At 69.5% G+C, this 22,234-nt stretch carries 21 protein-coding genes and 1 pseudogene; 6 read left to right on the forward strand and 16 right to left on the reverse strand.

Annotation, left to right across the window (positions count from 1 at the left end):
• Positions 1 to 463: 463 nt before the first annotated feature.
• The gene (locus tag AB0447_RS25350; protein ID WP_366479048.1) at positions 464 to 859 is read left to right on the forward strand and encodes a hypothetical protein; all 396 of its coding nucleotides are present in this window, start codon (positions 464 to 466) and stop codon (positions 857 to 859) included.
• Positions 860 to 1,292: 433 nt separating this feature from the next.
• Here AB0447_RS25350 and AB0447_RS25355 read toward each other — a convergent pair whose 3' ends face one another.
• Positions 1,293 to 1,937 carry an NAD(P)-binding domain-containing protein gene (locus AB0447_RS25355; RefSeq protein WP_366479049.1) on the reverse strand — a complete coding sequence of 215 codons (645 nt, stop codon included), beginning with the start codon at positions 1,935 to 1,937 and terminating at the stop codon, positions 1,293 to 1,295.
• 340 nt (positions 1,938 to 2,277) lie between these two features.
• On the opposite strand from AB0447_RS25355, the gene AB0447_RS25360 reads away from it, so the two are divergent.
• Both AB0447_RS25360 and AB0447_RS25365 read left to right on the forward strand, forming a co-directional pair.
• Positions 2,278 to 2,886: a GPP34 family phosphoprotein gene (locus tag AB0447_RS25360; protein WP_366479050.1), complete on the forward strand. Its 609-nt coding sequence runs from the start codon at positions 2,278 to 2,280 to the stop codon at positions 2,884 to 2,886.
• 645 nt (positions 2,887 to 3,531) lie between these two features.
• Complete coding sequence (locus AB0447_RS25365; RefSeq protein ID WP_366479051.1) at positions 3,532 to 4,068, forward strand: hypothetical protein; 537 nt, start codon at positions 3,532 to 3,534, stop codon at positions 4,066 to 4,068.
• An 82-nt stretch (positions 4,069 to 4,150) separates the two neighbouring features.
• Here AB0447_RS25365 and AB0447_RS25370 read toward each other — a convergent pair whose 3' ends face one another.
• Positions 4,151 to 5,971: a hypothetical protein gene (locus AB0447_RS25370; RefSeq protein WP_366479052.1), complete on the reverse strand. Its 1,821-nt coding sequence runs from the start codon at positions 5,969 to 5,971 to the stop codon at positions 4,151 to 4,153.
• Between the two features lie 252 nt (positions 5,972 to 6,223).
• Between AB0447_RS25370 and AB0447_RS25375 the strand changes: the two genes are divergently transcribed.
• Together AB0447_RS25375 and AB0447_RS25380 are read left to right on the forward strand one after the other, a co-directional pair.
• Complete coding sequence (locus AB0447_RS25375; RefSeq protein ID WP_366479053.1) at positions 6,224 to 6,955, forward strand: RICIN domain-containing protein; 732 nt, start codon at positions 6,224 to 6,226, stop codon at positions 6,953 to 6,955.
• A gap of 574 nt (positions 6,956 to 7,529) precedes the next feature.
• Positions 7,530 to 7,877 carry a hypothetical protein gene (locus AB0447_RS25380; protein ID WP_366479054.1) on the forward strand — a complete coding sequence of 116 codons (348 nt, stop codon included), beginning with the start codon at positions 7,530 to 7,532 and terminating at the stop codon, positions 7,875 to 7,877.
• 425 nt (positions 7,878 to 8,302) lie between these two features.
• Here AB0447_RS25380 and AB0447_RS25385 read toward each other — a convergent pair whose 3' ends face one another.
• The 12 genes and pseudogenes from AB0447_RS25385 to AB0447_RS25440 all read right to left on the reverse strand — a co-directional run bounded on the left by AB0447_RS25385 (position 8,303) and on the right by AB0447_RS25440 (position 19,965).
• Positions 8,303 to 8,752: an RDD family protein gene (locus AB0447_RS25385; RefSeq protein WP_366479117.1), complete on the reverse strand. Its 450-nt coding sequence runs from the start codon at positions 8,750 to 8,752 to the stop codon at positions 8,303 to 8,305.
• A 532-nt stretch (positions 8,753 to 9,284) separates the two neighbouring features.
• Positions 9,285 to 9,542: pseudogene (locus tag AB0447_RS25390) on the reverse strand (MerR family transcriptional regulator); the annotation flags it as partial.
• A 378-nt stretch (positions 9,543 to 9,920) separates the two neighbouring features.
• A complete protein-coding gene (locus AB0447_RS25395; RefSeq protein ID WP_366479055.1) occupies positions 9,921 to 10,355 on the reverse strand; it encodes a GNAT family N-acetyltransferase in 435 nt (144 codons plus the stop codon).
• Positions 10,356 to 10,549: 194 nt separating this feature from the next.
• Positions 10,550 to 11,233, reverse strand: coding sequence for a maleylpyruvate isomerase family mycothiol-dependent enzyme (locus tag AB0447_RS25400; RefSeq protein WP_366479056.1), 684 nt, complete (start codon positions 11,231 to 11,233; stop codon positions 10,550 to 10,552).
• A gap of 198 nt (positions 11,234 to 11,431) precedes the next feature.
• Positions 11,432 to 11,647 (reverse strand): hypothetical protein, encoded by a 216-nt coding sequence (locus tag AB0447_RS25405; RefSeq protein WP_366479058.1) that lies wholly within the window; start codon positions 11,645 to 11,647, stop codon positions 11,432 to 11,434.
• A gap of 124 nt (positions 11,648 to 11,771) precedes the next feature.
• Positions 11,772 to 12,590 (reverse strand): alpha/beta fold hydrolase, encoded by an 819-nt coding sequence (locus tag AB0447_RS25410; RefSeq protein ID WP_366479060.1) that lies wholly within the window; start codon positions 12,588 to 12,590, stop codon positions 11,772 to 11,774.
• Positions 12,591 to 12,662: 72 nt separating this feature from the next.
• Positions 12,663 to 12,833 (reverse strand): hypothetical protein, encoded by a 171-nt coding sequence (locus AB0447_RS25415; RefSeq protein ID WP_366479061.1) that lies wholly within the window; start codon positions 12,831 to 12,833, stop codon positions 12,663 to 12,665.
• A gap of 210 nt (positions 12,834 to 13,043) precedes the next feature.
• Positions 13,044 to 13,463: a hypothetical protein gene (locus AB0447_RS25420; RefSeq protein ID WP_366479062.1), complete on the reverse strand. Its 420-nt coding sequence runs from the start codon at positions 13,461 to 13,463 to the stop codon at positions 13,044 to 13,046.
• A gap of 225 nt (positions 13,464 to 13,688) precedes the next feature.
• Entirely contained in the window at positions 13,689 to 14,006 is a 318-nt protein-coding gene (locus AB0447_RS25425; protein WP_366479063.1) for a hypothetical protein, read from the reverse strand.
• 315 nt (positions 14,007 to 14,321) lie between these two features.
• Positions 14,322 to 15,314: a helix-turn-helix domain-containing protein gene (locus tag AB0447_RS25430; protein ID WP_366479064.1), complete on the reverse strand. Its 993-nt coding sequence runs from the start codon at positions 15,312 to 15,314 to the stop codon at positions 14,322 to 14,324.
• A gap of 137 nt (positions 15,315 to 15,451) precedes the next feature.
• Positions 15,452 to 19,186, reverse strand: a complete 3,735-nt coding sequence (locus AB0447_RS25435) for a S8 family serine peptidase (RefSeq protein WP_366479065.1) — start codon at positions 19,184 to 19,186, stop codon at positions 15,452 to 15,454.
• A 308-nt stretch (positions 19,187 to 19,494) separates the two neighbouring features.
• Positions 19,495 to 19,965, reverse strand: coding sequence for a hypothetical protein (locus tag AB0447_RS25440; RefSeq protein ID WP_366479066.1), 471 nt, complete (start codon positions 19,963 to 19,965; stop codon positions 19,495 to 19,497).
• Between the two features lie 244 nt (positions 19,966 to 20,209).
• On the opposite strand from AB0447_RS25440, the gene AB0447_RS25445 reads away from it, so the two are divergent.
• Entirely contained in the window at positions 20,210 to 20,971 is a 762-nt protein-coding gene (locus AB0447_RS25445; RefSeq protein ID WP_366479067.1) for a fibronectin type III domain-containing protein, read from the forward strand.
• Positions 20,972 to 21,022: 51 nt separating this feature from the next.
• Here AB0447_RS25445 and AB0447_RS25450 read toward each other — a convergent pair whose 3' ends face one another.
• Complete coding sequence (locus AB0447_RS25450; RefSeq protein WP_366479068.1) at positions 21,023 to 21,556, reverse strand: DUF3995 domain-containing protein; 534 nt, start codon at positions 21,554 to 21,556, stop codon at positions 21,023 to 21,025.
• Between the two features lie 17 nt (positions 21,557 to 21,573).
• A complete protein-coding gene (locus tag AB0447_RS25455; RefSeq protein ID WP_366479069.1) occupies positions 21,574 to 22,017 on the reverse strand; it encodes a hypothetical protein in 444 nt (147 codons plus the stop codon).
• Positions 22,018 to 22,234 lie beyond the last annotated feature (217 nt).

Genomic DNA, 22,234 nt, shown 5'->3' on the forward strand with positions numbered 1-22,234 from the left:
GCCGCCACGGAGGGCCTTCAGCAATGGCTGCTGGAGCCGTCGGTCGACATGGCCGGTGGCATCGGCCGACTGCGGGACGTGCTCCTGGAGGCGCTCGCCCGATGCACGAAAACTTTGGATGTCTAGGTTTTAGTGCCGGGACTGCGCCCTCGGTCCATGGGTGGCCCGGCGGGGCCGGGCCGACGAAGCCAACGGCCGCCACGCCCCCTGCCAGCGGCCGCGGGCACAAACCCCGCATCCGCCAGGGCCGCCGGCCCGGTGGCGGTAGCGGCAGGTGCCGCCACCGCGGCCGGCACCGCCACCACTGGGAGGATCCCCCGGCCAGTGCCTTTCCTTTCGTGACACCGATCTGTCACCACGCGGCCTCTGTGCCGGTATGTAAACCAGCGGGCGAAAAGCGCAGAATCATATGTGTCACAACACTCACAGCTCTCACCCCGGTGGGGGCCAGGAGGTGGGCTCGATGTCCGTTCCCGTTCGCTTCCGGAGGCTGGCTGTCGCGACCGCCACCGCGGGCATCCTTGCCGGTGGCACCGCACTCGGGGCCGCAGCCCCCGCGATGGCGGCGCCCCCGCAGGGGGCCGCGACGGTCGCCTCCGTCACCGAGGACCACCGCAAGCGGTGCGACTGGAAGAAGGGGCACTGGCAGAAGAAGTGGGTCAAGGGGCACTGGGAAAAGAAGTGGGTCAAGGACCGCCACAATGACCGCCACGACGACCGGTACAACGACCGGTACAACGACAAGGGTGACCGGGGGTGGGACCGCAATGGCCACTGGAAGTGGGTCTATGTTCACGGGCACTGGGAGAAGGACTGGGTGAAGGGCCACTGGGACTGCTCCTGGAAGCACCGCTGGTAACGGACGGCGGCACGACCGAAGGGCCCGTACCCACGTGCTTCGTTGCCGACGCCGCTGCCGCACGAACCCCCAGTGCGGCGGGATCCGGCCATGGGTGAGCCCCAATCTCGGCCCGTCCGTGGAATCTATGCAGCTGGTGAGCGCCCGCTTGACGAATGCGCCGCACTGACGGTCGCGCCAACGCTGTGGACTCTTCCTGCGGGGCGCCCCCGGCGGCATGCGTGCCAGGCGGCCGGGCGTCGTCGGCCGGGGCGAGCTTGGCAAGCACACAGGCCCCGTTGAGCATCGTCCGATCGTCCAGCCGAGGCCGTCCCATCGCTGTGCGGGGCAGCCATGCCCGTACGAAGTCCCAGTCGGCGTCGGAAACTTCATGGCGGCGTATCACCCGCCCGTGATCCACCAGTCTCACCCGCCCGTGATCCACCAGTCGAGATCACATGGACGGCAGACGCTGGGCAGAGGGGCGGGTGACCACGTTGATGTTGAACGCGTGGGCACCCAGACCGCCCGCGATGCCCATGAAGAGCAGGGCGAAGTGCTCCTGTCCGCGGGCCGTGTTGATGCCGCCGATGTCCAACTGGGACGACGGGGGCCAGCCCAGGTCGGTGAGCAGTCGGCCGGTGGTCCGTTTGGCCTCGGCGTCGTCGCCGGAGAGGAACACGGTGCTCGGGCCGTCGAGACCGTCCGGGGCGGCCATCACGGTGGAGTCCATGGTGCACAGCGTCTTGACGACGGGCGTCAGGGGGAAGGCTTCCTGGATCTGTTCACTCAGGCTGCTGTTGGGGTGCGAGAGCTCGGTGTAGTCGTCGGTGAGGCCGACCCCGACATCGATCAGCAGGGTACCGGCCAGCGCCGGCGCCCCGATGGAGCGCAGCAGTTCCACGGAGACGGTACCCGGGGTGGCGTTGACGAGTACCTCCGCGTGGGCGGCTGTCTCGCTCAGGCCCGCCACGGGGAGACCGAGGTCGGTTCGCTCCTTCGGCCGACGTGAACCGAGGAGTACGTCGTGTCCTGCGGCACTCCAGCCGTGGGCCAGTGCTCGGGAGACGTTGCCGGTGCCAAGTAGTCCTATACGCATGGTGTGACGCTAACCGTGGCCGGGGCTGGGCGAATCGGACCGCGGGCCCAGATGGCGCGCTACCAAAGACGTAGTCCTGTGGTCGCTTGCTGCCACTCGCTATGACACCCGACACCGCCCCGCACCGCACACGCCCGCACACCATCCCCCCTGACCCGTGCCCCTCACGGACAGGCCGGTGGAGCAGCTCCTGCCCGTCGGACCGGATCTGTCGGGTGGGGGTTGGCGTCTGCGGCTTCTGTGATGTTCTTCTCTGTGCCTCGGGCACCCAGGAGCGATACTTGACCCGCACCCCGCCCCGCGACGGGACGCGGGTCCGGCCGACGACGAGGAGCCGTACATGACCACGGCAAAAGACCTGTTCACCATTGCCCTGGAGTCCCAGCCGGAGCGCTCCGTGGGGCAGGGCGATCTGTCCCTGTCCCTCGCGGGCGCCGAACTGATCGACCTCCTCCGTGCGCAGGCCGTCGACCTGGACGGCGATCTCATCGTGCCGGGCCCGCAGCCGGCCCTGGACGACCGGCTGCTCGGCGCGGCGGCTTCGGCACTGGTTCGGCAGGTGCCGTATGAACACGTCGAGGACTGGCTGTGGCGCAGGGGCCGTGACCTGGCAGCGGCCTACCAGGTCGCGTTCGAAGAGGACGGCCTGCTGGCGCGTCCGCGGCGCGGCCGCCTGAATTTCGGGGCGAACCGCATGGAGCTCGTCGACACGCCCGCCCGGCGCCTTGCGCAGAGCCGCTGGGAGGAGGACGAACCCGTCCTCGGGGCCCTCGCCGCGGCCATCGGCATCCGCCGCGGCGAGGGCCCCGAGGACGATGCCGGCCCGGACGGCGAAGCGGTGACAACCGTGCTGGCCGCCGTCAACGACGCGGTGATGGAACTGGAAGCGGTACGCCAGCGGCGTTCCATCGAGAACACGGCCTTCGCCAACGTGTGGCGGGCCCCGTAGGCACCGAGCCACTCAGGCGGCATCACGCCTCCCGGCGCCGGGTCGCCCAGCTCCCGCAGCCCCGGCGATAAGCCCTCCACGACGTTCGGCAGCCGCGCCGATCGCGACGGGGCCCTGGCGTACGACCGTTCCCGACGGGCCAGATGCAGTGCAGCGGGAGGTCGGGCGGGACGCGCCGACGGTCAGGGGCGGGCGGCGGCTAGGGTCGGCGGACGGAGCCGCGGTCGGCCGCGGCGGAAGGCGCGGAGGGGCCGGCGGCGGTCCGGGCAGCGGGCCCTGCAGCGGGACGGGGATTCGACTGCTTCGAGGTGGCAACCACGAGGCCGATCCCGCCGCCCTCCCCACGTTCGGACACCACATGGACCTGGGCGACGTCGGCGGCATGTACTTCTTTGCAGAACAGCGACGCCGCGCCCTGTCCGGCTTCGTGGGGGCTGGGGCACAGCGGGCGGAACATCCGGATCCCAGGAGGGCTGGGCTGACACGCGGCCTGGCGCAGCGGTGCACGCAAACTCGGGGCCCTCTGTGAACCGGCCGGCGTCCCGCCTTGTCCGGCTCGGGAACCGCTCCCCCGGATCCTGCGTGACCACTTGGGTTGCCGGCTGCTGATGAGGGGACCGAATGAGAGCTCGGACGATGGTGAGCGTGGCGGCATCGGCCTGTGTGGCGCTGATGGCGTGCGCGTGCGGTCCGGAGAAAACGAAGGAGGACACGGACGCGAAGCCTTCGCAGCCGTCCGCGTCCACGCGGGCCGAAGAGCCGTCGGCCACGCCCTCCGTGTCCGCTCGGCCCGAGAAGCCGTCGGCCGGGCCAACCGGTAACCAGCCCGCGCCCAGGACGAAGGAGGGCGCGATCCAGCGGTACGAGCAATACCTCCACGCCCTGGGCCGTGAGGACATCGACAAGGTCTGCGAAGTGGCCGGGCCCGCCGCGCAGAAGGCGCAGGACCAGGGGCTCGGCCCGTGTACGTCGACGTACGCCATCGTGGTCCAGATGATTTCGCCCGCGCAGAAGAAGGCCCTGCAAACCGCGACGGTCGACCCACAGCGCATCGCCGTGCGCACGCCCGACAAGATCGAGATGCCGGTCGAAGCAGTCAGGGCTTCCGCAACCTTCTCCGAGGACGACCTCGGCAGCTACACCCTTGAGTACCTCAAGAACGATTGGTACATCACCGACTGAACCCGACGCGCCGTACGCGGAGCCAGCCGGTGGACGGCTCCGCGCGCACGCCGGCCGGTGGCCGGTCGACCGGCACGGGTCCCTACGGGACGGGGGACTGAAGCCGGGCGCCGAGCGTGTCCAGCCCGTGCCGCAGGCGGCGGAAATAGGTGGCGCGGCTGAGGTGGAGGCCGCGGGCCACCTGGTGGTGGGTGCTGGCCCGGCCGAAGTAGTACGCCTGCAGGATCCGGCCGGCCTCGGCGTCGGCGTCGTCCGCGCTGAGCGCCAGACCGTGCACCGCGTCGTACAGCCAGCCGCGCAGGCTTTCCACCGTCGGGGTCCGAGGGAGGGCGAGCAGGGGGCTCTCCGCCAGGAACTGCGGGTCCCGGATCCGGCTCAGGGCCTTGGCGAGGTGCGCGGTCACGTCCCGGACGGGACTCCCGGCGAGTCGCGCGAGCCAGCGGGGCAGGGCGTTGGGGGCGAAGTCGTTGCTGAAGACTTCGGGCGGGCGGCCGCAGCGGTAGACGTCCTCACCGATTCCGCCGTGCTTGCGGAACTCCAGGCCGTTGAGCAGGGTCTGGTAGCCGGGGCTCGCCGTGGAGACGACCAGCCGCCCGCTGCCGACGGCCTGTCGGAGGATGTGGCGCAGCAGCTGGGCGTGCACCGCGGGGTCCGGGCAGTACGCCGCTCCGAGGAAGAGACCGCCGGCGGCGAGCTCGTCGCTGTGCTGCTGGAGCAGCGGTTCTGCCGAGCCCATGGTGCGCTCGCCGATCGGCAGCAGGCTCGCCAGGCCGACGGGCCTGCCATCCGCGTCGCGGGCCAGGTGGAAGGCGGAGATGTCGTCGGCAGCCCAGCGCTCGGCCAGGCGGTCCGCTCGCCGCGGGTCGAACCCACTGGACACGGCCCACTCGCGCATCAGCCGACCGATGGCGCCGGCGTCCGTGTCCGCGGCCGTACGGAACAGCGATGAGCGCTCCGCCGCGGGGAAGAGCTCCTGCCGCAGCAGCGGATCGCCGGTCAGGAAGATCCCCTGGTCCACGAGCTCGCCCCGTTCGACGGGGTCCTCGGCACGGTCCAGGAGAGTGAGTCGATACCTGGCGGCGCGGGCGCGGACGGCCTCGTGGGCCTGTGGCTGCCGCCACCGGTAGGCGAGTTCGATCACGTGGCGGAACGGCTCGGCCAGCCCCAGTCCCAGCCTCCCCCGGGCGACGATGCTGAGTTCGGCCAGCGCCGTGAACAGCTCGGGGCCGCCGGTCAGCAGCTTCTCGTCGGCGTTCCGGACGGTGGCGAGCAGCCGGAGCGTGTGCTGCGGGCGTCGGCCCGGGAGCTCCTTCCCGAGCCGTTCGAGGATCTCGGTGGCGACGTGGTCCGCCACCGCGCCCGGCGCGGACGGCGGTATCCCTGCCCGCAGCGCCCGGCCCACGGCCTGCGCGAGCAGCGGCAGGCCGCCCCCCAGCCGTACGGCGAGGTCGCGGCCCTCGGCGGTCTCCATCCCGGCCGTGAGCTCGTCGTCCGGCAGCGGCGGCACGGTCACGGTCACGGCGCCCGAGTGCGCCCAACCGGCATCGGCGAGCACCGGACGGCGGCTCACCACCAGGAGGTTCACGGCCGCGCCCAGCGCCTCGCGAACGGCCGCCAGCCTGCGGGGGCCGTCGGCGCTGTCGACCACCAGCAGCCGGTCGACGGGAGAGGCTTGTGCCCGGCGCAGGGTGTCGACCGCCTGGGGCAGGGTGTCGACGGCCTGGCGCAGGGTGTCGACGGCCTGGGGCCGGTCCAGATCGACCGTCAGTGCCGGCTGCAGCGCCGCCGCGAGCCGCGACTTCCCGACACCCAGCGGGCCCGTGAGGTTGACCAGCCGATGGGCGGCCACGGCCGCCCGCAATTCCTCCAGGACGGCTAGCCGGGACCCGTCGATTTCACTCATTCCGCACCCGAACCCCTCATGATCTTCACCTCGGCAGCGGCAGGACGATACCCACCCGACCGCAGGCCGTCTGGCAATCACTCAGATTCCTTATCCACCAGGTGGGTTGAGACTCTCGTGAGACTGCCGCAGGCCGTCCCCCCGGTAGCGTCGTCCTTGCCGAAAGCCGGACGGGCACCGCCCCCTCCGGCGGTGCATTTGTCAGGTACACCTCACTCCTCGGCGTTACTTCACCACTGGAAGGAACCAACGATGAAGTTGGCCCGCACGCTCGCGGTCGGCCTCATGGCCATGCTCGCGGCGCTGTCCGTGACGCCCTCCGGGGCCGCTGCCGCCGCCCTCCCGCAGTCCGGATCTACTCAGGCCGCCCTCACCGAGGTGCCCACCGGCCCCAGGGACTTCACCGGCGAGGGCTGGGGCCCCCTCAACATCGCCGAGCCGGCAGCGTTCGACTCGGCCTACAGCCAGGCCGCGGCGGCGGGGTACCCGTCCTACCTCTGCAAGGTCACCCTGGGCCCGGAGCGCATCCAGATCGACAGCAACTACTTCCAGGTGTTGGTGAAGATCTCCTGCACCCCGCCGCCGCCCGAGGGGTCCGGCCCGATCATCGCCGTGCCCAACGGCAAGTGCGTGGACGTCAAGGACGGCAGCACGAAGAACGGTGCCCCGATCCAGCTCTACAAGTGCCACGGCGGCGCCAACCAGGTCTGGAGGCTCGAGGGCGACAAGACCGTCCGCTCCATGGGGCACTGCATGGACGTCCAGTACGCCAAGACCGAGAACGGCTCGCCCCTCGGCCTGAACAGCTGCCACGGCGCCCCCAACCAGCAGTTCGAACTGCTGCCCGGCGGCAAGCTGCGCAGCGTCCACTCCGGCAAGTGCGTGGACGCGGTCAACTACTGGACCACCATCCGCCTGGTCATCTGGGACTGCTCGGCGGACCGCCCCTACCAGCAGTGGCGCGGCGCGGCCCTCGGCCTCTGACCCCACCGGCCCGCTGATCACGGCCCCTGGCGACCCGCCAGGGGCCGTGCCGTCTGGGACGGTGTGACGCGCGGGGGCCCGAGGCGGGGCATAACTCCCGGCTGCCCAGCCCCGGTTCACATCACCCCGGGATCCAGGTCCCGCCGCCGTCACCGATTTCGTGACCGTGCCACCTCATCCCCGCCGATCGGCGTGACGGCAATTTTTTGTGTGCCCTTGAGGAAGGCGTTCGACGCCTCAACTCACCGGCGCAGAAGTCTTGTTGACTCCCCGCCCTGCCGCACTCGACCTCCCTCGCGCCCTGGTCCGCTCGGGTTCACCGTGCTCATCGTCATCCGCGAGGTCGACCGCCGCTGCAAGCTCCCACCGCACCAGCACGCGACGCCGGGCGGCCTGGTGCACACGGCCGGCAACACCCTCGCGCAGCTCGGCGCTGGCTTCGGCATCTCCAGGTTCGCCACGGCAGGCAAATCGGCGTGTTTCGGTACAAAAGGTCATAAACATCACCTACAGTGCACAACCGTGACGTTTTGGCAAATCGCGAAACATGCCGATAAGGCAGGGAAGGGATGTAATGCGTAAGCTTCGCAAGGCCGCTCTGGTGGCTGCCATGATCGGGAGCCTCAGCATGGTCGGGGCGGGAGTGGCCTCCGCCGACGGCACCGACACGAACGGCGCCTCCACGGAGTGCACTCAGGCAGCTGGCGCCAGTAACACGTCCACCTTCATCACCATCCCGGTGAACGTCGCGGTCGCCGTCTTCGGCAATGTGACGCAGTCGAACTCGACGCAGTCGAACACGGCACAGTCGAACACGATCCAGCAGATCTGCATCAACGGGGACAACGGCAACGCCGTGAATGCCGCCAGCACCGACGTGGGCCAGTCGAACGTCCTGGCGAACCTCCTGGACGGGTTCTAAGCCCTGCCACCGGGGCGGCTCCGGGATCCGAAGCTTCGGATCCCGGAGCCGCCTTGCGTCACGACCAGCACCTATCGCGCGATGTGCGGTGCGATCGGTGAGGGGTCAAATTCCCGGTAAGCCGCGACCAGCACCGTCCCGTCCGGTCCGGTCCTCCGGCGGAAGGCTCCACGGCCGGCCCTTGCGGACGGCGTCCGCACGCTCGCGGCGCAGCACACCCCGCGATGGCTCTGCATATGGCTCTGCACGACCCGGCCCGCGTCCTGGGTGAGATCGAAGCCGAACGTACGGGGCGGCGCTTGGGCAGCGGCCGGCTCCCCCGCTCCTCACCAACTCAGCCCCCGGTGGCAGACCGGGCCGGGGTCTCCCGGGCCAACAGCGCACAGCGCCGCTGGTAGCCGACCCCGGACCGCCTCGCGGGGGGGTCAGCCGGCCAGGTCCCTGCGGCGGGCGTACCGGAGCCCAGCCAGGTCGCCGTGGTAGAGCTCGCCGTCGTCGTTGTCGGCCACCGTTCCGCGGGCGGGCCCGCCACCACTGACGCCGCGGAAGAACGCTCTCAGCCAGTAGTAGGGCTGGAGCGGCAGCCAGCAAAGACCCGACAGCCACCGGTATACCGTCCGCCAGAACCCGGGCCTCCCGCCGTCGACGGCACGAACCACCCGGATCCCGGTGAGCAACTTGCCGATGCTGGCCCGGATCACGTACGTCAACAGCACCTGGTTGGCAAAAGACAGGCCGAGCAGGAGTGCGAGCGCCGTCAGCGGGCGGCCGTCCTCACCGCGCATGACCAGGTAGGGCGCGCAGACTACGGCGAAGAGGTCCACCGTTGCAGCGAGGACGCGTCGCCCTTCCCCGGCCGGCCGCGGAGCCCGCACCCGCGTATGCCCGTGCCCGGCGGGCGCGTGTCCGTACGGCGCAGGCTGCGTCCCGTACGGGGCCTGCTGCGGGAACGTCCCCGCAGGCCCCTGAGATGCACGCGGACCCCCATACGCGCCCTGGCCGTACGACGCCTGCGGCTGCGGCGCGTATGGCTGAGACATCTGCGGAGCCTGCGGCGGATACTGCTGCGGCGGCTGCCCGTTGGACGCGTATGGCTGATTTCCCCGTGACGTGATCATGCGTGCATGATGCCGCATCGGCCGGCCCACCTGCGCCGATGTCAGCCGGGGCAGTGCGGGCGCAAAACCTGGACCGGGCGGCAAGGGTGGCCTCGGCGGGACGGCGGCTTCGAAGGCCCAGCGTGAGCGCCTCAGCTGGGCCCGTGCTCACCGTGCTCCGTCGGCCTCGTCGTCCACGACGTGGCTCGTCCAGCGGCGCACGACGGGGACGTTCACCGACGCATCGTATGCGGCGGCATTCCCGCCCGGCGCGAACCGACTCCGTACCACGCCGCCTCGTGACCACCCGTCATCGCGGTGTCCGGATGCGCAGGGCCTGGACGGACCAGTCCAACGCCGGCGCCAGACTCTCCGGTGCCGACCAGCCGTTGACGACTGCGAGCAGCTGCATGTACCGCTTCCTGCGGGGGTCGTTGACTCTCTCCAGCCGTGCCGCCAGACGGCGGTGAAGCTCGACGTCGTCGGGGTGGCCGAGGAGGCGCGCGTAGTGCGCGGTGATCGCCTCGACGATCGGGTCGGCTCGGGGCGAGGTCGGGTGGATGCCGGACCGCCAGGGCCGGGCCTACCGAATGGTCTTGACCGTGAGCCGGTCCGCCGAGCGAGCTCGCCGATCGAGTAAAGCGTGTCGCCGTCCATGCCCCCACCGTCGTGTCTCCCCCTGCTGGAGACTCAAGCCCCTGTGCCTTCCGGCCACCACCCACTCCTCGACCACAAGACTTGACACCCTTCGGACACACCGAAGCTGGAACCCATGCAGTGCCTTGCATGCGGCGCCACTGGCACGACCGGAAGTTACCGGCCCTCACCTTGCGCAGCCCGTTGCTCCTCACCCGGATGCAGGCAGGCTGCCTGCCGTCAGTGCATGGCCTTCGAGGACGACTGAATCCGAAAGCTGTCCGCGGCAACGGATGGCCGAAGCATCCAGCTATGCGATCGGGAAGCGATAGACCGTCGACTCCCGAGCCTGGAAGCCGAGACGCTCGTACAACCGGTTCGCTGCGGCACGATCCGGCCGGGAAGTGAGATCCACCGTCCGGGCACCCGCCTCCTGAGCGATCCGCAAGGCTTCCTGGATGAGGAGCGCTGCAACCCCCTGGCCTCTCGCCGAAGTGTCGACCACCACGTCTTCGACACGGCTTCTCAATCCGGACGGCAGGGGCAACAGCGCCAAAGTCAGGGTGCCGATGATGGTCTCGGATGCCCGGGCGACGAGCACTGTGTTGGCATCGCACGACGCCATACGGTCGATCGCCTCGTAGTCGAGGGGCGTGGCCGTCGAAGACAGCTGCGGCAGCAACCGGCTGAAGGCATCGATGAGTTCCTGGCTGGCTTCACGGATGATCTCCACGTGGACATCCATGCCGGGAGCCTATCGATCGACCGGCTCCGTCAGTCATGGGCGAGCATGCCCACGCCGTGGCGGGACCGGGAGCACGCCTTGGGTCAGGGCGTGTCCGGCGGATCAGGTGACTGCCAGGCTGCGACGACGGACCGAGTGACCGGCGTGCCCGAGAGCTTCGCCCAGCCTGCTGATTCGTCCCGGGTGAATGACTCTCAACCCAGGGCGAGCCACCTGATGCCGAGCTGTTCGATCTGCGCGGTCTCTGATTCGTCCAACGGCTCGCGTCCGGTGGCTTTGCGCAGGAATTGCGGCTGACTCCAAGTCAATTCGTCGGCGGCGGCCATCTGCTCTGCGCCGAGAAGCAGCTCCCGCACGGCGTCACCGGCCGACGGGGTGAGCCAGGGTTCGCGTCCGAGTGCATCAGCCAGGTCAAGGCCGTGGACGGCGACTTCGACGACTCGGGTGAGCAGAAACTCCGACAAGAGCATGGCGTCACCATGACGCGTGCGCGTGGTACGGCCGGCCGGCTGGACCCGGCACAGCCGGTCGACCCGCCGCCAGATCGCGGCGAAATGGTCGGCAAAGGCGGCACCGTCAGCCGACTCTGCTGCCCGGTCCTGAGCCATTGCGATCCGGGCACTGTTGGTACGGGGTGAGAACCGGTCGTCCGGGCGGTAGTACTCCGCCGCGGAAACCTTGGCCGCACTCGGTGCCGGCCCGTCCAGCATCCCCGGAAGCCAATCGATCACGACGCACACGTGCCCGAGCAGGTCGCGTACGGTCCAGGGGGTGCAGCGCGTCGGCAGGTTCCACTCAGCCTCGGACAGTCCTGACATAGCATCAGTGAGCGCCTCGGATTCCCGACGAAACGCTTCGAGCACGCGATCTTGATTCATGCCGGTGACGCTACCAACCGGGCGCAATCAGACGCCCGGTTGGCCGTGATCCTGGACGTCCGCTCGTGCTGAATCCGACCAGCACGAGGCCGGCCTCGGCGGGAATACAGTGGTCGATCACGGCACGGGCCTGGCGGCACCGGCGCTGCAGGCTGAGGTCTTCGCGGGTGCCGGCGCTGTCATCGTGCCGGAGAAGTCTCAGGTCAGGGCGTGGCCTCCCCGGGCGGCGAAGTCCGTCGTCAGGCCGAGTGCAACGACGGATGCGTCGTAGCGGGGGACGGCCAGGGGGCCGAGGCGCGCGGTGGCCCGGTCGGCGAGAGCATCCGCGAGTCGGCGCTGGAGGGGTTCGACACCGCCGCCCGCAAGGGCGAGCACGGCGGCCGGCCGCCGATCATCACCGACGACATGCTGCACACCGTGCTCCGCCGCCGTACAGACGGCGAGACGGACGAGCAGATCCAGCCCGACCTGATCACCCCCACCGTACCGGCAGGCGCAAAGGGCACGGCAGTGGCCGCCGCGGGAAGGCGGTTGAGGATCAGGACGGAAGGGTCCCGCCGTCGATCTCGCGCCAGAAGGCGTCGACTCGTGCGTTGAACACGTCCGGGGACTCCTGGAACGGCTGGTGGGCCTCCCCCGCCATGACCTCGAAGCGGGCGTCCGGGATGGCGTCGGCCACGACCCGCCCGAGCCGCGGCGGCGTGACCATGTCCTGGTCGCCGGCCAGGACGAGGGTCGGTGCGGTGATGCTGGACAGCCGATCGAGCGTGTCGTGCCGCGCGAACGGCTCCAGTTGGCGCTGGAAGGCCTCGGCGGACTGCGGGTACGGGAAGGCGAGCGTTTCGTCGATGAACCGTTCCACCGTGCCGTCGGCGTGGGCGCGCGGCGTGTAGATCCATAGGTAGAACGCCTCCAGCATGGCGCGCTCATCGGGCGCCTCCGTCGCCAGCCAGTGCCAGAAGCGGGACATGGTGGTGAAATAGGCGTCCGCTCGTGCCCAGGTACTCATGAGGACGAGGCTGCTGACGACCTCCGGGTGACGGAGCGCCAGCTCCTGGGCGATCGCGCTGCCGCCCGAGAAGCCGAGGACATGCGCCTTGTCTACCCGGAGCACCCGGAGAAGTTCCGCGGCATCGTCGGCCATCATGGCCACGGACATGGGCCCGTCGGGCAACGGCGTCCGTCCCGACCCTCGGTTGTCGAAGGCGATGACCCGGTACCGGTCCGACAGCCCGTCGAGCTGCGCCTGCCACGCCTCGGCGGGGTCACTCAGGCCCGCGATCAGCAAGACATCGGGCCCTTGGCCACGGCTCTCGGCCCAGATCGTGGTTCCGTTGGCTTCGAAGTACTCGCCCATGGAATACACCTCCCGCACCATCGTCTCCTCTGCCGCTCCGCAATCGAATGCCGCCGCGCCGCACGCACTCACTCACTCAGCCGGCCGCCGCAGCCGGCCCACCCCGAACCGCGGCACATCCTCCACCGTCACGTCCAGGCGCAGCCGCTTGAAGCGCAGCGGGTGATGGAAAGCGCCCCGGTCAACGGCCCGGTCGGCGCTGACTTCCAACACCAGTTCCGGACGGACCAGCACCGCGACCAAGACTTCGCGACTCCCCCACGCCCCCGCGAACCGCACCCCGGTCCGGGGATGCGCTGGGCCGGCGGCGGCCACGTGCTCGCCGACCTGCCGGGCCGCGTCCGGGCAAAGCGCGACCGTCCGCGAGCGCAACGTCACCCGGTGCCAGGCGACGCCACGTCTGGGGCAGCTCATTTCCGGTGTCAAGCCGTTCCGGATGCGGCCCGGACCGGGTTACGCAGATGGTTCAACGGTCACCGTGATGGCTCGCCTCCGAAGGTGAACCGCCAGGATCTCCATCTCGACGAGCGTGCCGATGAGACCGGTCGCGGCGAGTTCCGCGGCCTGTGCTCGTGCTTCGCCCAGGGATAGTTCCCGTGCACTGCGGAGGGCCTGCAGCAAGGGAACGAGGTTCGGCAGGTCTCCGGACAGGCGAAGCCGCGCGGGCCCGTGCGCTTGCAGCAGAGCCTGTCGAATGTTCTCGGGCGTGACGGGGCCGCTGTCTTGCTCGCACCACGCATTCAAGCAGTTCGCGCATCGGCCTTCGGTGCCCCAGCGGAGCACGCCGCGGTCGAAGAACTGACCGACATCGCAGGTCGTCGTGCCTCCGCAGGCACTACAGCGGCCTGTGACCTGTACTCCTTGCGCGATCACTGGGGTCTCCTCGGCGTTGATGGGCCAATGCTGATGGGATCCTCCCTGAGAAGTCGACTCTGGTCGATCAGGTTTGCGATCGGCGAGAAGCCGTATTGGGCGATTGCCGCTGGTGGACCCGGCTGGCGCCGAGGCGACGGATGGCCGCTGGTGTCCGGTAGGCGGTGCGGAGGACCAAGGGGCCGTGGTTCGCATTCGCTTGCGCGGCGCCGCCGGTCTCCTTCTTCAGCGGCGGAAGCGTGCCTTACCGCCTTCGACATAGATCATGAAGGGTTGAAACGCCTCGGTTCCGGGCTCCGAGGGGCGAAGCTCAACTCCTCGGTCAAGGATCGCCTTCGTTGCTGACAGCTTGTCGCGTGGGAATCCTTGCCTCCCTGCCTCGTTGTGGAGGTCGAAGAGAGCACGGACGGCTTCCCATCCTTCCAGCGGTTCGAAGTTGCATCTCATCCACGGCATGTCTTGCTCGACGCCCGACAGGAGGCCGACTGGTTCGCCGCCCACGTACAAGGTCCAGTCGGGTTCGGTGTCTTCGCTGAAATGCATGTGTCCCTGCCCCCTGCCCTAGTCGCTGATCTTCTCAAAGCTCGAGCCGGTGGGCCAGTAGCGGACGCTTGCTCAGCGGGATGCGCCATTTCGCAACCATTTCTCGTTTCGGGAACATCGTTCCCCAGTTCGGACGCCGGCGGGTGCCTCCCGACCCCGATCGCCAGCGGCACGCAGGAGAGCGTCCTCGTCCGTGATGTGGAACTCGTACAGGTGCGCGATCCACACGATTGCTTGTCGAAGCCATCGGCGCACAGGCGACGTTGTCGGCGTCCCCGTACTGAAGCAGTGGCATTTCCGGACGGCGCAGGACCCTCAGTGTGGCTTCACCCAGCCGTGTCGGACGGCGTAGCCGCCGAGCTGCATTCGGGTGCGGACTCCGGCCATGTCCATGAGGTGGCGCAGGCGTCGGTGCAGCGTGCGCGGTGAGAGGCCGAGCTGTGTCGCGGCCATCGGGTCGGTCAGACCGGCCAGCAGTAGCGCGAGGATCTTTCGGTCGAGGTCGGTCGGGCCTTCCGCACCGACCTCGACGGTGGTTTCGGCTTCTCCGCCCGTGCCCGACAGCTCGAGTGGGCGGGCGGTGCGCCATACCGTTTCGAACAGCGCGTCCAGCGCATCCAGCAGGCCGCTGCGGTGCAGCAGCACGGCGCCGGGCTCTCCGGCCGGTGTGACCGCGAGCGGGACGAGGCCGAGGTCGGCGTCGGCCAGTACGAGTTTCATCGGCAGCTGGTCGGCGACACGCAGTTCCACGCCGTTGCGCAGTGAATCGATCGCGTCCTCGATGATGCCCGGCTCCGCCAGCACGGCCCGGTCCAGTACCGCCCGGAAGTGCACGCCGCGGCCGATGGCCACGGGTTCGGCCGTGTTCTCGTCGGGCGGCAGGGCGACGAACGGTGCGGTGATGAAGCTGCGGACCTGCGAGCGGGCTGCCTGCTGCACCTGTAGGAAGCGATGGCGGATGGCGTCGACGCCGGTGACCACCTCGATCAGATCGCTGATGCTGCTCCCGGTCATCGCCGCCCGGTGTTCCTCGGCGAAGGTCACCAGTGCCTGTTCGGCCATGCGCAGCCCGTCTCGGCGCTGGCTGATGAGAGCGCCGAGCGCCATGGCCGGCGGTGCGGCGGTGAACCGCTCGTCCGCCGACCTGGTCACCAGTCCCCACTCGACCAGGCGGGCCAAGGCCTTGTCCACGTCGGCCTGCGATACGACGAGCAGATCCGACAGCCGCTCGGCGGAGGAGTGTGGCTGGCCGAGCAGCGCCCGGTAGACGCGCTCGTCATCGGCTTCGAGGCCCAGAACACCCAGCACGAGCGACCGTCTCCCTTCCGCTTGCGGCAGCGGGGAGAGTATGTGCCATGGCGGCCACACCTGAAAAGTCCCTGCTGGGAGCAGGTGTGACGGGCAGGGCCCCGGGGAGTCGCATCCCCGGGGCCCGATGGTGAGGCTCATCGCAGGCCGTACGCCCGGATGATCTCGTTCTTGACGCTGAAGCCGCTGTCCGTCTCGGCGCTCGCGCGGACCGAGATGAAGCCGCCGGGCTTCTTCGCCGTCCTGAACGAACCCGTCCAGTAGCCGTCGGCGCCCTCCGCCGGGGTGACCTTCTGCCAGGTGGCGCCGTCGTCGTACGACACGTCCAGCGTCACCCTGGTGAGGGTGCCCCGAACGGTGCCGAGGTCCATCGACACCGGCTTGAGCGAGATCTGCTGGGTCGAGTTGGCCTTCACGTCGCCGTGCAGGTCCGTCTCGAGCTTGTAGTCCAGGTTCAGCACCGAGAACCGCTCGAAGGAGTCCGAGTCGACGGTGTCGGACATGAAGGTCCACTCGGTGTGGGTGCGCGTCGACAGGCGGAAGACGTCAGCGGGCCGCTCCGCGTCGAGGACGGCGCGGTAGGGCAGGTTGCCCGCCGGCACCTGCACCCACTGCATGTCCGTGCTGTACGGGTTGTCGTGGATCAGCGTGTCTCCCTGGAAGACCTGCAGGCGGGTCGGTGTCGCGGCCCACGGAAGGAAGCCGCCCAGCCGCATGGTGTCGCTGGAGGAGGCCCACGCCTGCACGTTCCAGATCATTTGGTTCTGCCAACGGGAGTTGTACACGCCGAAGGACTCGCTCTGGCCGGGCCGGATCGCCGGAGCGAACCAGTCCAGCCGGATGGTGCTGCCCTTGGCGTACCTGTTGTCGCCCGACACCATCACCCACGGCAGATCACCGTCGATGCCCTGCGCGTGGAACTCCCTCCAGACCTGCCCCGGAGTCACCCATTCGGTGCGGGTGCCCGGGTGCCGCTCGAGCTCCGGGAAGTTGAGCGACGGGCTGAGGGTGAAGTCGGAGCGGTAGCCCTCCGCCAACCCGCCGCCCGTGGCCGAGTAGTAGCGGGCGTCGATCCGGGCGAGGTCGTCCTTGGTCGGCTTGTAGACGAGGGCCCGGTCCGGCACCCGGCCGGGGTACTCCCGGGTCAGGTCGTAGACGAAGGGCGTGTACTCGGTCTGCTTCGCGGTCAGCTTGACGGTGCCGGCCTTGGCCATCGCGATGAGGGTCTTGCCCGCATCGCGGTGCACGGAGGCGACCGGGATGGTGGACTCGCCGACGAACTCCATCAGGGCGCCGGCACCGTCGTTGACCACGATCAGCGCCTTCGCACCGGCCGCGACCGCGGCCGCGGTGCGCTCCTGCGGCGCGACCTCGTCACTGCGCTCGATGACGACGACCTTTCCCTTGGCGCCGGTCTTCTCGTAGTCGGCCGCCGCGCCGTTGCCCGCGTAGACGGCGTCCAGCCTGTCCGTTGCGGTGTCCAGGGCGCTGCCCGCCTGCACCAGCGTCTCGAAGCGAATCCGACCGCCCATCGCGCTCAGTGCGAGCAGCGGCTCGCCCTTGCGCCAGCGGGTGATCAGCATGAACTCGCCCTGCGTCATCGGTTCCGTCGGCGAGACGTATACGTCGTCGTAGGTCAACGGCAGCACGTACGCGCTGCGGTAGTCCGTGAACGGGTCGAGGCCGTTGTAGTGGACGTTGAAGTCGACCTTGCGCTGGCGGTCTTCGGTGCGTTCCGGCGCCTCGGTCTGCAGCAGGCGTGCCTTGCTCGCGTCGAGCACCACGTCCGCGGAGCCGTCCTTGAGCACGGTCTCCGGGTCGACCAGCACGGCCAGACCGGAGCGGTCCGCCTTCTCGCCGGCCACGTCGAGGTACGCCGTGACGGTGTACAGGCCGGGTGCCATGCGCATGGTGGTCGAGCCGTCGACGTGGACCGACCACGGCCAGGAGTCGCCGGCCAGGTTGACGGTGACCCAGCCGGCGGCGGGCTTGCCGTCCCGGCCGGCCAACTTGATGTTCAGGTCGTAGCGTTCCTCCTCCTTGAGCAGCGCCACCGAGGTGCGGGTCACCGGCTGTCCGGTGGTCGCGTCGGTGCCTGTCACGTGGCCGGCGGTCCGCCCGGCCGGGGCGATGCGCGGGTCACCGGTCACCGGGACCGAGGCGGTGCCTCCCGCCGGGACGGTCACTCTGGTGGCGCCCAGCGTGAACGGGCCGCCGGTGTTGGTGAGTGCCAGGTTCAGCGTGACGGCGGCGGGACCGGTGTTGGTGAGGGTCAGGTCCTTTGTCACGGCGGCGTCGCTCGGCTCGTGCGGCCACGTGTGGTTGCCGAAGAAGAGCGATCCGGTGCCGCGGACCGTGGCGCGCACGGCGGCGGCCACGTCGAGACGGCCGGTGCCGACCTCGTACGGCGAGTACCGGTCGGTCAGGCCCTTCGCGGTGCTCATCAGGTGTTCCTTGAGCTGCGCGCCGGTCCAGTCCGGGTGCTGCTGGGAGAGGAGCGCCGCCGCGCCGGCCACGTGCGGGGTGGCCATCGAGGTGCCGCTGATGGTGCGGTAGAGGCCGTCACCACCGTCGGTCATCTCCTGCGAGCGAGCCGCTGTGAGGTCCACACCGGGAGCGGCGATGTCCGGCTTCATGCCGCCGGAGTGGGCCAGCGGGCCGGTGCTGGAGAAGGACGCGAGCCGGTCCTGCTTGTCCGTGGCGGCCACGGTCAGCGCCGAGGCGGCCGCGCCCGGAGCGGAGATGCTCTCCGGGCCGGCGTTGCCGGCGGCGATGACGAACAGCGTGCCGTACTGCGCGGACAGCGCGTCGACGGTCTGCGACATCGGGTCGCTGCCGTCCGTCGGGTAGGAGTCGCCGAGGCTCATGTTGACGACGTCCGCGCCGGACTCGGCGGCCCACTGCATGCCGGCCATGACCCAGGAGTCCTGGCCGGAGCCCTCGGCGCCGCCGAGCACCTTGCCGACGAACAGGTCGGCGTCGGGGGCGACGCCCTTGTTGGCGCCTCCGGAGGCGGCGCCCGAGCCGACGATCGTGCCTGCCACGTGCGTGCCGTGTCCGTTGACGTCGGTGACGGCCTCACCCGGCACGAAGCTGGCCGTGCCGTCGATCAGGCCCTTGAAGTCGGGGTGGTTGACGTCGATGCCGGTGTCGAGCACCGCGACCTTGACTCCCTTGCCGGTGTGGCCGGCCGTCCAGGCCTCGGGCGCGCCGATCAGCGGCACGCTCTCCTTCAGGTTGGCCTTCACGCGACCGTCGAGCCACAGCTTCGCAACGCCCTCGCCCAGCGTCGAGCTGCCCTGCGGCGCGACGGTGGTCCAGAAGGCGCGGGCCTGCCGCTTGTCGGTGCTGAGTGCGGCACCGTGGATGCCCTTGAGCTTGCGGGTCAGCTTGCTGCCCCGGGGGGCCGTCGGCTCGGCGGCCGCGCGTGACTTCGGCTGGGCGTACGTCGCGATCAGCGGCACGGCGGCCGACTTGGCGTCGTCGTAGCCCATCTCTATCAGGTCGGTGACGTTGAAGAGCCGCCGGTCCAGCTTGTTCGTGCCCAGCAGCGGCACGGCCTCGTCCGGGGTGACGAACAGGTCGCCTTTGATCTCCTGGATCTTTACGCCGCCGACGGCGCTGTCCGGCCGGTCGACGTCGGCGGTCTGCTTGCCGTCGGCCATCGTGGTGACCGTGACGACGTCACCGGTGATCAGGGTGACCTTGTGGGTCGCCGAGGGCTTGGCGGGAACGGGGGGCTTGCTCGGGGCGGCTTGTGCGGGCGTTTGCAGGACTGCGAGTCCCGACGCCAGCAGCGGCACCGCGGTGGCGGCCGAGATCAGCTGCCGGCGCCTGCGGCGGAAGGCGGAGGATAGTGAGGGGGAGAACATGCCATGGGTCTATCGGCCGGCAACGCCGACGTGAATGCCTGATCAAGGCAAGTCCTTGCCATGGCGTGGACTTGCCAGCCGCGAACCTCCGCCAATGCGGGCAGACCGGGATTTCATTCAGCCGTCTCTGCGGTCGGGCTGGGACCCCTCACCGGAGCACCGGCGCGAGCGCAGACGCACGGTGGCAGCCGCCCTGCTGTTCGGCGACTTCGCCGCCGCGGTGCAGCACACGCGTGGTGACACAACCGCCTTTATCGCCGGGCGTGTTGTACGGATTCGACCTGGTCAGCCAATCCGCCGGCTTTCCGTCAAGACTGCCGGCTTGATGGGGCGTCCTCGTCGGTGAGGAAACAGACGTCGCGCAGTTCGGCGGGCGCGAGGGGGCCGAGGGCGAGAAGGGCGGAGTCGTCTTCGACCTGTTGCCAGAACTCCGCTTCGGTCGATGCGGTCCCGAGGACCATCCACGGCGCGCCGTACTTCGTCTTCGCTGCCCATACCCCGAGTCGGGGACGACCCAAGCCGAAGAGGTCCTCCCCGACCGGTTCCTCCTGCATCTCGGCGACCAGACTCGGTGTGTGACGGTGTGGACATTCGGGCTGCAAGCGTTGCTGCTCCCACCAGGTGCAAAGCTGTTCCGCCGCCGAGTCGGCGACGTCGTCGGCGGCGTCCAACGCCCCTTGATCAGCGTTCGAGGCAGCGGGCCGGACAACGCGCACCAGCAGCTCGTGCCCGCAAGGCTGGTAGCTGAAGAGCCTGAAGATCTTGATCGGGGCACCCATGCGACCATTGTGCCGTTCACACGACGGCCACTCTTCTTCCGCCATCTCGTCTCGCTCGACCCGCACATCGGCGGTGCGGCGCTGCTTTCCCCCTCACCCGGTCGGCCGCCGCCCCGGCACCCTCCCCACCCACACCCGGGATGCGCCGGTATTGCCCCGGTGGGATTCTGATGGTACGGGGCCCATAAAATGCCATCGCCAAGCCGCGGCGCTATAGCCTGGCGCAAGATCCGCGAGGTTTGAGATGAAGCTTGGACATGCCATGGGGGCTGCAGTACTACTGACCCCCGTCCTGTTCGTGGGCATGACGGAATCCGCTACGGCACGAAACACGCACGCTGTGACGATCCAGGGAGTGCTGAATGTGCGGGACGCCGGCGGGCAGGTAAGCGGAGACAGTTTCAGTCAACAGGTCAACCTTACGCATGACGCCCCGACGGGTTCCTTCCGCGTCGAGCGCTGCGCGGGTGGGGAGACCAGGGGCGTCCTGTCTGTCTCGCTGCAGCTCAACAGCTCCGAAACGGTCAGCCCAAGGGCGGTGCTGTACCTGTACGAAGAGTCGACCTGCAACAACAACGACCTCGAAGGAACGGCGCGCACTACGAACAGACCGCTCGCCATGAACAAAGTCCGGTCGCACAATCTGTCCGTGAAGAACGGGGAGTTCCTGTCGGATGATTCCGCCCACGCAGAATTCTCGATAACGCATGCGGCCGGAGCTGACGTCGGGCGGCCGAACGAGCCTTCGAACGTCGTCGCCACGGCGGTCCCTGCCAACAACGAGAAGAGCGTCCGAGTGGAGTGGGAGGACAACGCCAGCAATGAAACAGGTTACGAAATCCGCAATACCACTCTCAACCAGACTTTCGGCGTTGCGGCCAACACCAGAACCTTCTCGGTCCCCCACCTCGATGAAAAGGTCAGGTACTGCTTCCAGGTCCGGGCGGTCGGCACCAAGGGCCCCTCGGACTGGACGCCCGTAGGCGAGAGGGTGGAGTGCGCGTGAGTCCGAGTAGGCGGTGCCCAGGGCCGTTCCGCCCGTGGATGTCCGGCCGGCCTAGCGGGCTGGTCGTCTCGGCGTGGCCCAGGCAGTCGCGCACCACAGGAGGCCCCAGACCAGGAAGTAGGGCGACCAGAGCAGCAGATCCACCCGGGAGAGATGGTGCGCGATCTCGGTGTCGGGCGGCCCCACGTGCCGGGTGCCCGTCAGCACCATGGCGTCGCCGACGAAGCCGAAGCCCAGCGCGCCGCAGGCGCGCAGGACCATGAGGGCGCCGGTGATCCACATCGGCACGGTCAAGAGCCGGCGCGGCAGCACACGTCCCCAGGGCCGCACCGTGGCGAGCGCCGCCAAGGCACTCAAGACGACCAGGCCGACCGATATCCAGTGGCCGGCGATCGTGCCGGGGGTTTGCGCGACGAGCTCCTCACGGGCCGACCGGGGCAGAGGGGCGCTGGAAGTGAGCCCCGTGCCGCCCAGCGCCCAATAGAGTTTGAGCGTTCCGTAGCCGGCGAGGGTCCAGACACAGGTCGCGTAGGCGGCCCATCGGCGTACGGACAGGGTGCGGCGCATGGGGGGCCGCGTGTCCATCGTCTCCATCGTCTCCTTCATCCCGTGCCTCGCCCCGTCTTCACCGCGGCTGTGGTGTCCTGTCCGAGGCGGCGAGTGAAGATCCAGGCCATGGCCAGCCACACGCACAGGCCTGCAGCGCCCTGCACTACGGCCCACGCCGACCACCCACCGGGACCGGAGTTGAAAAGGACGTCCCGGGCCGCGTGGAATTGGCCGGCGGCTGCCGGGGCGACCGTTCCCCACAGCCCGAGAAGCAGCAGCGGGCGCGGTAGCAGGCCGCCCCACGGCCGTACGGCGGCGAGCGCGATGACGGCGGAGAGCAGGCCCAGTGAGGCCAGCGTCCACTGCGCGAGCGCGACATCGGAAGTGTTGGTGTACTGCGAGGCGGTCACCAGCGGTCCGCCGGGAATGCCCAGGCGTCCTTGGGTCGCGTAGTAGCCCTTCTCCCCCGCGTAGACCAGTTGGCCGACTGCGGACACGTACGCAGGCCAGGCCCACTTCAGAGGCACCGCGGCCGGGCGGCGCGCGGGCCGCCATCGCCGGACGGCGTCTACCGCTGCCATCGCGTTCATGCGCGCGGTACCTGACTCGGATCGAGAGAGCTCTTCATTTGTTCATGATCACGCCGCCGGCCACGACAGGTCTTCGTACTCGAGAATGATCGGCCTCCCCCGCGCGGGGGAGGCCGGCGGAGGA

Origin of the sequence: Streptomyces sp. NPDC051211, assembly GCF_040689505.1 — a bacterium.
Taxonomy (GTDB): domain Bacteria; phylum Actinomycetota; class Actinomycetes; order Streptomycetales; family Streptomycetaceae; genus Streptomyces.

Bases quoted from the DNA above. Each gene is read 5' to 3' on its own strand.
- AB0447_RS25350 (WP_366479048.1), top strand. From the start codon at position 464: ATGTCCGTTCCCGTTCGCTTCCGGAGGCTGGCTGTCGCGACCGCCACC.
- AB0447_RS25355 (WP_366479049.1), bottom strand. From the start codon at position 1,937: ATGCGTATAGGACTACTTGGCACCGGCAACGTCTCCCGAGCACTGGCC.
- AB0447_RS25360 (WP_366479050.1), top strand. From the start codon at position 2,278: ATGACCACGGCAAAAGACCTGTTCACCATTGCCCTGGAGTCCCAGCCG.
- AB0447_RS25370 (WP_366479052.1), bottom strand. From the start codon at position 5,971: ATGAGTGAAATCGACGGGTCCCGGCTAGCCGTCCTGGAGGAATTGCGG.
- AB0447_RS25375 (WP_366479053.1), top strand. From the start codon at position 6,224: ATGAAGTTGGCCCGCACGCTCGCGGTCGGCCTCATGGCCATGCTCGCG.
- AB0447_RS25380 (WP_366479054.1), top strand. From the start codon at position 7,530: ATGCGTAAGCTTCGCAAGGCCGCTCTGGTGGCTGCCATGATCGGGAGC.
- AB0447_RS25395 (WP_366479055.1), bottom strand. From the start codon at position 10,355: ATGGATGTCCACGTGGAGATCATCCGTGAAGCCAGCCAGGAACTCATC.
- AB0447_RS25400 (WP_366479056.1), bottom strand. From the start codon at position 11,233: ATGAATCAAGATCGCGTGCTCGAAGCGTTTCGTCGGGAATCCGAGGCG.
- AB0447_RS25410 (WP_366479060.1), bottom strand. From the start codon at position 12,590: ATGGGCGAGTACTTCGAAGCCAACGGAACCACGATCTGGGCCGAGAGC.
- AB0447_RS25425 (WP_366479063.1), bottom strand. From the start codon at position 14,006: ATGCATTTCAGCGAAGACACCGAACCCGACTGGACCTTGTACGTGGGC.
- AB0447_RS25435 (WP_366479065.1), bottom strand. From the start codon at position 19,186: ATGTTCTCCCCCTCACTATCCTCCGCCTTCCGCCGCAGGCGCCGGCAG.
- AB0447_RS25440 (WP_366479066.1), bottom strand. From the start codon at position 19,965: ATGGGTGCCCCGATCAAGATCTTCAGGCTCTTCAGCTACCAGCCTTGC.
- AB0447_RS25445 (WP_366479067.1), top strand. From the start codon at position 20,210: ATGAAGCTTGGACATGCCATGGGGGCTGCAGTACTACTGACCCCCGTC.
- AB0447_RS25450 (WP_366479068.1), bottom strand. From the start codon at position 21,556: ATGGACACGCGGCCCCCCATGCGCCGCACCCTGTCCGTACGCCGATGG.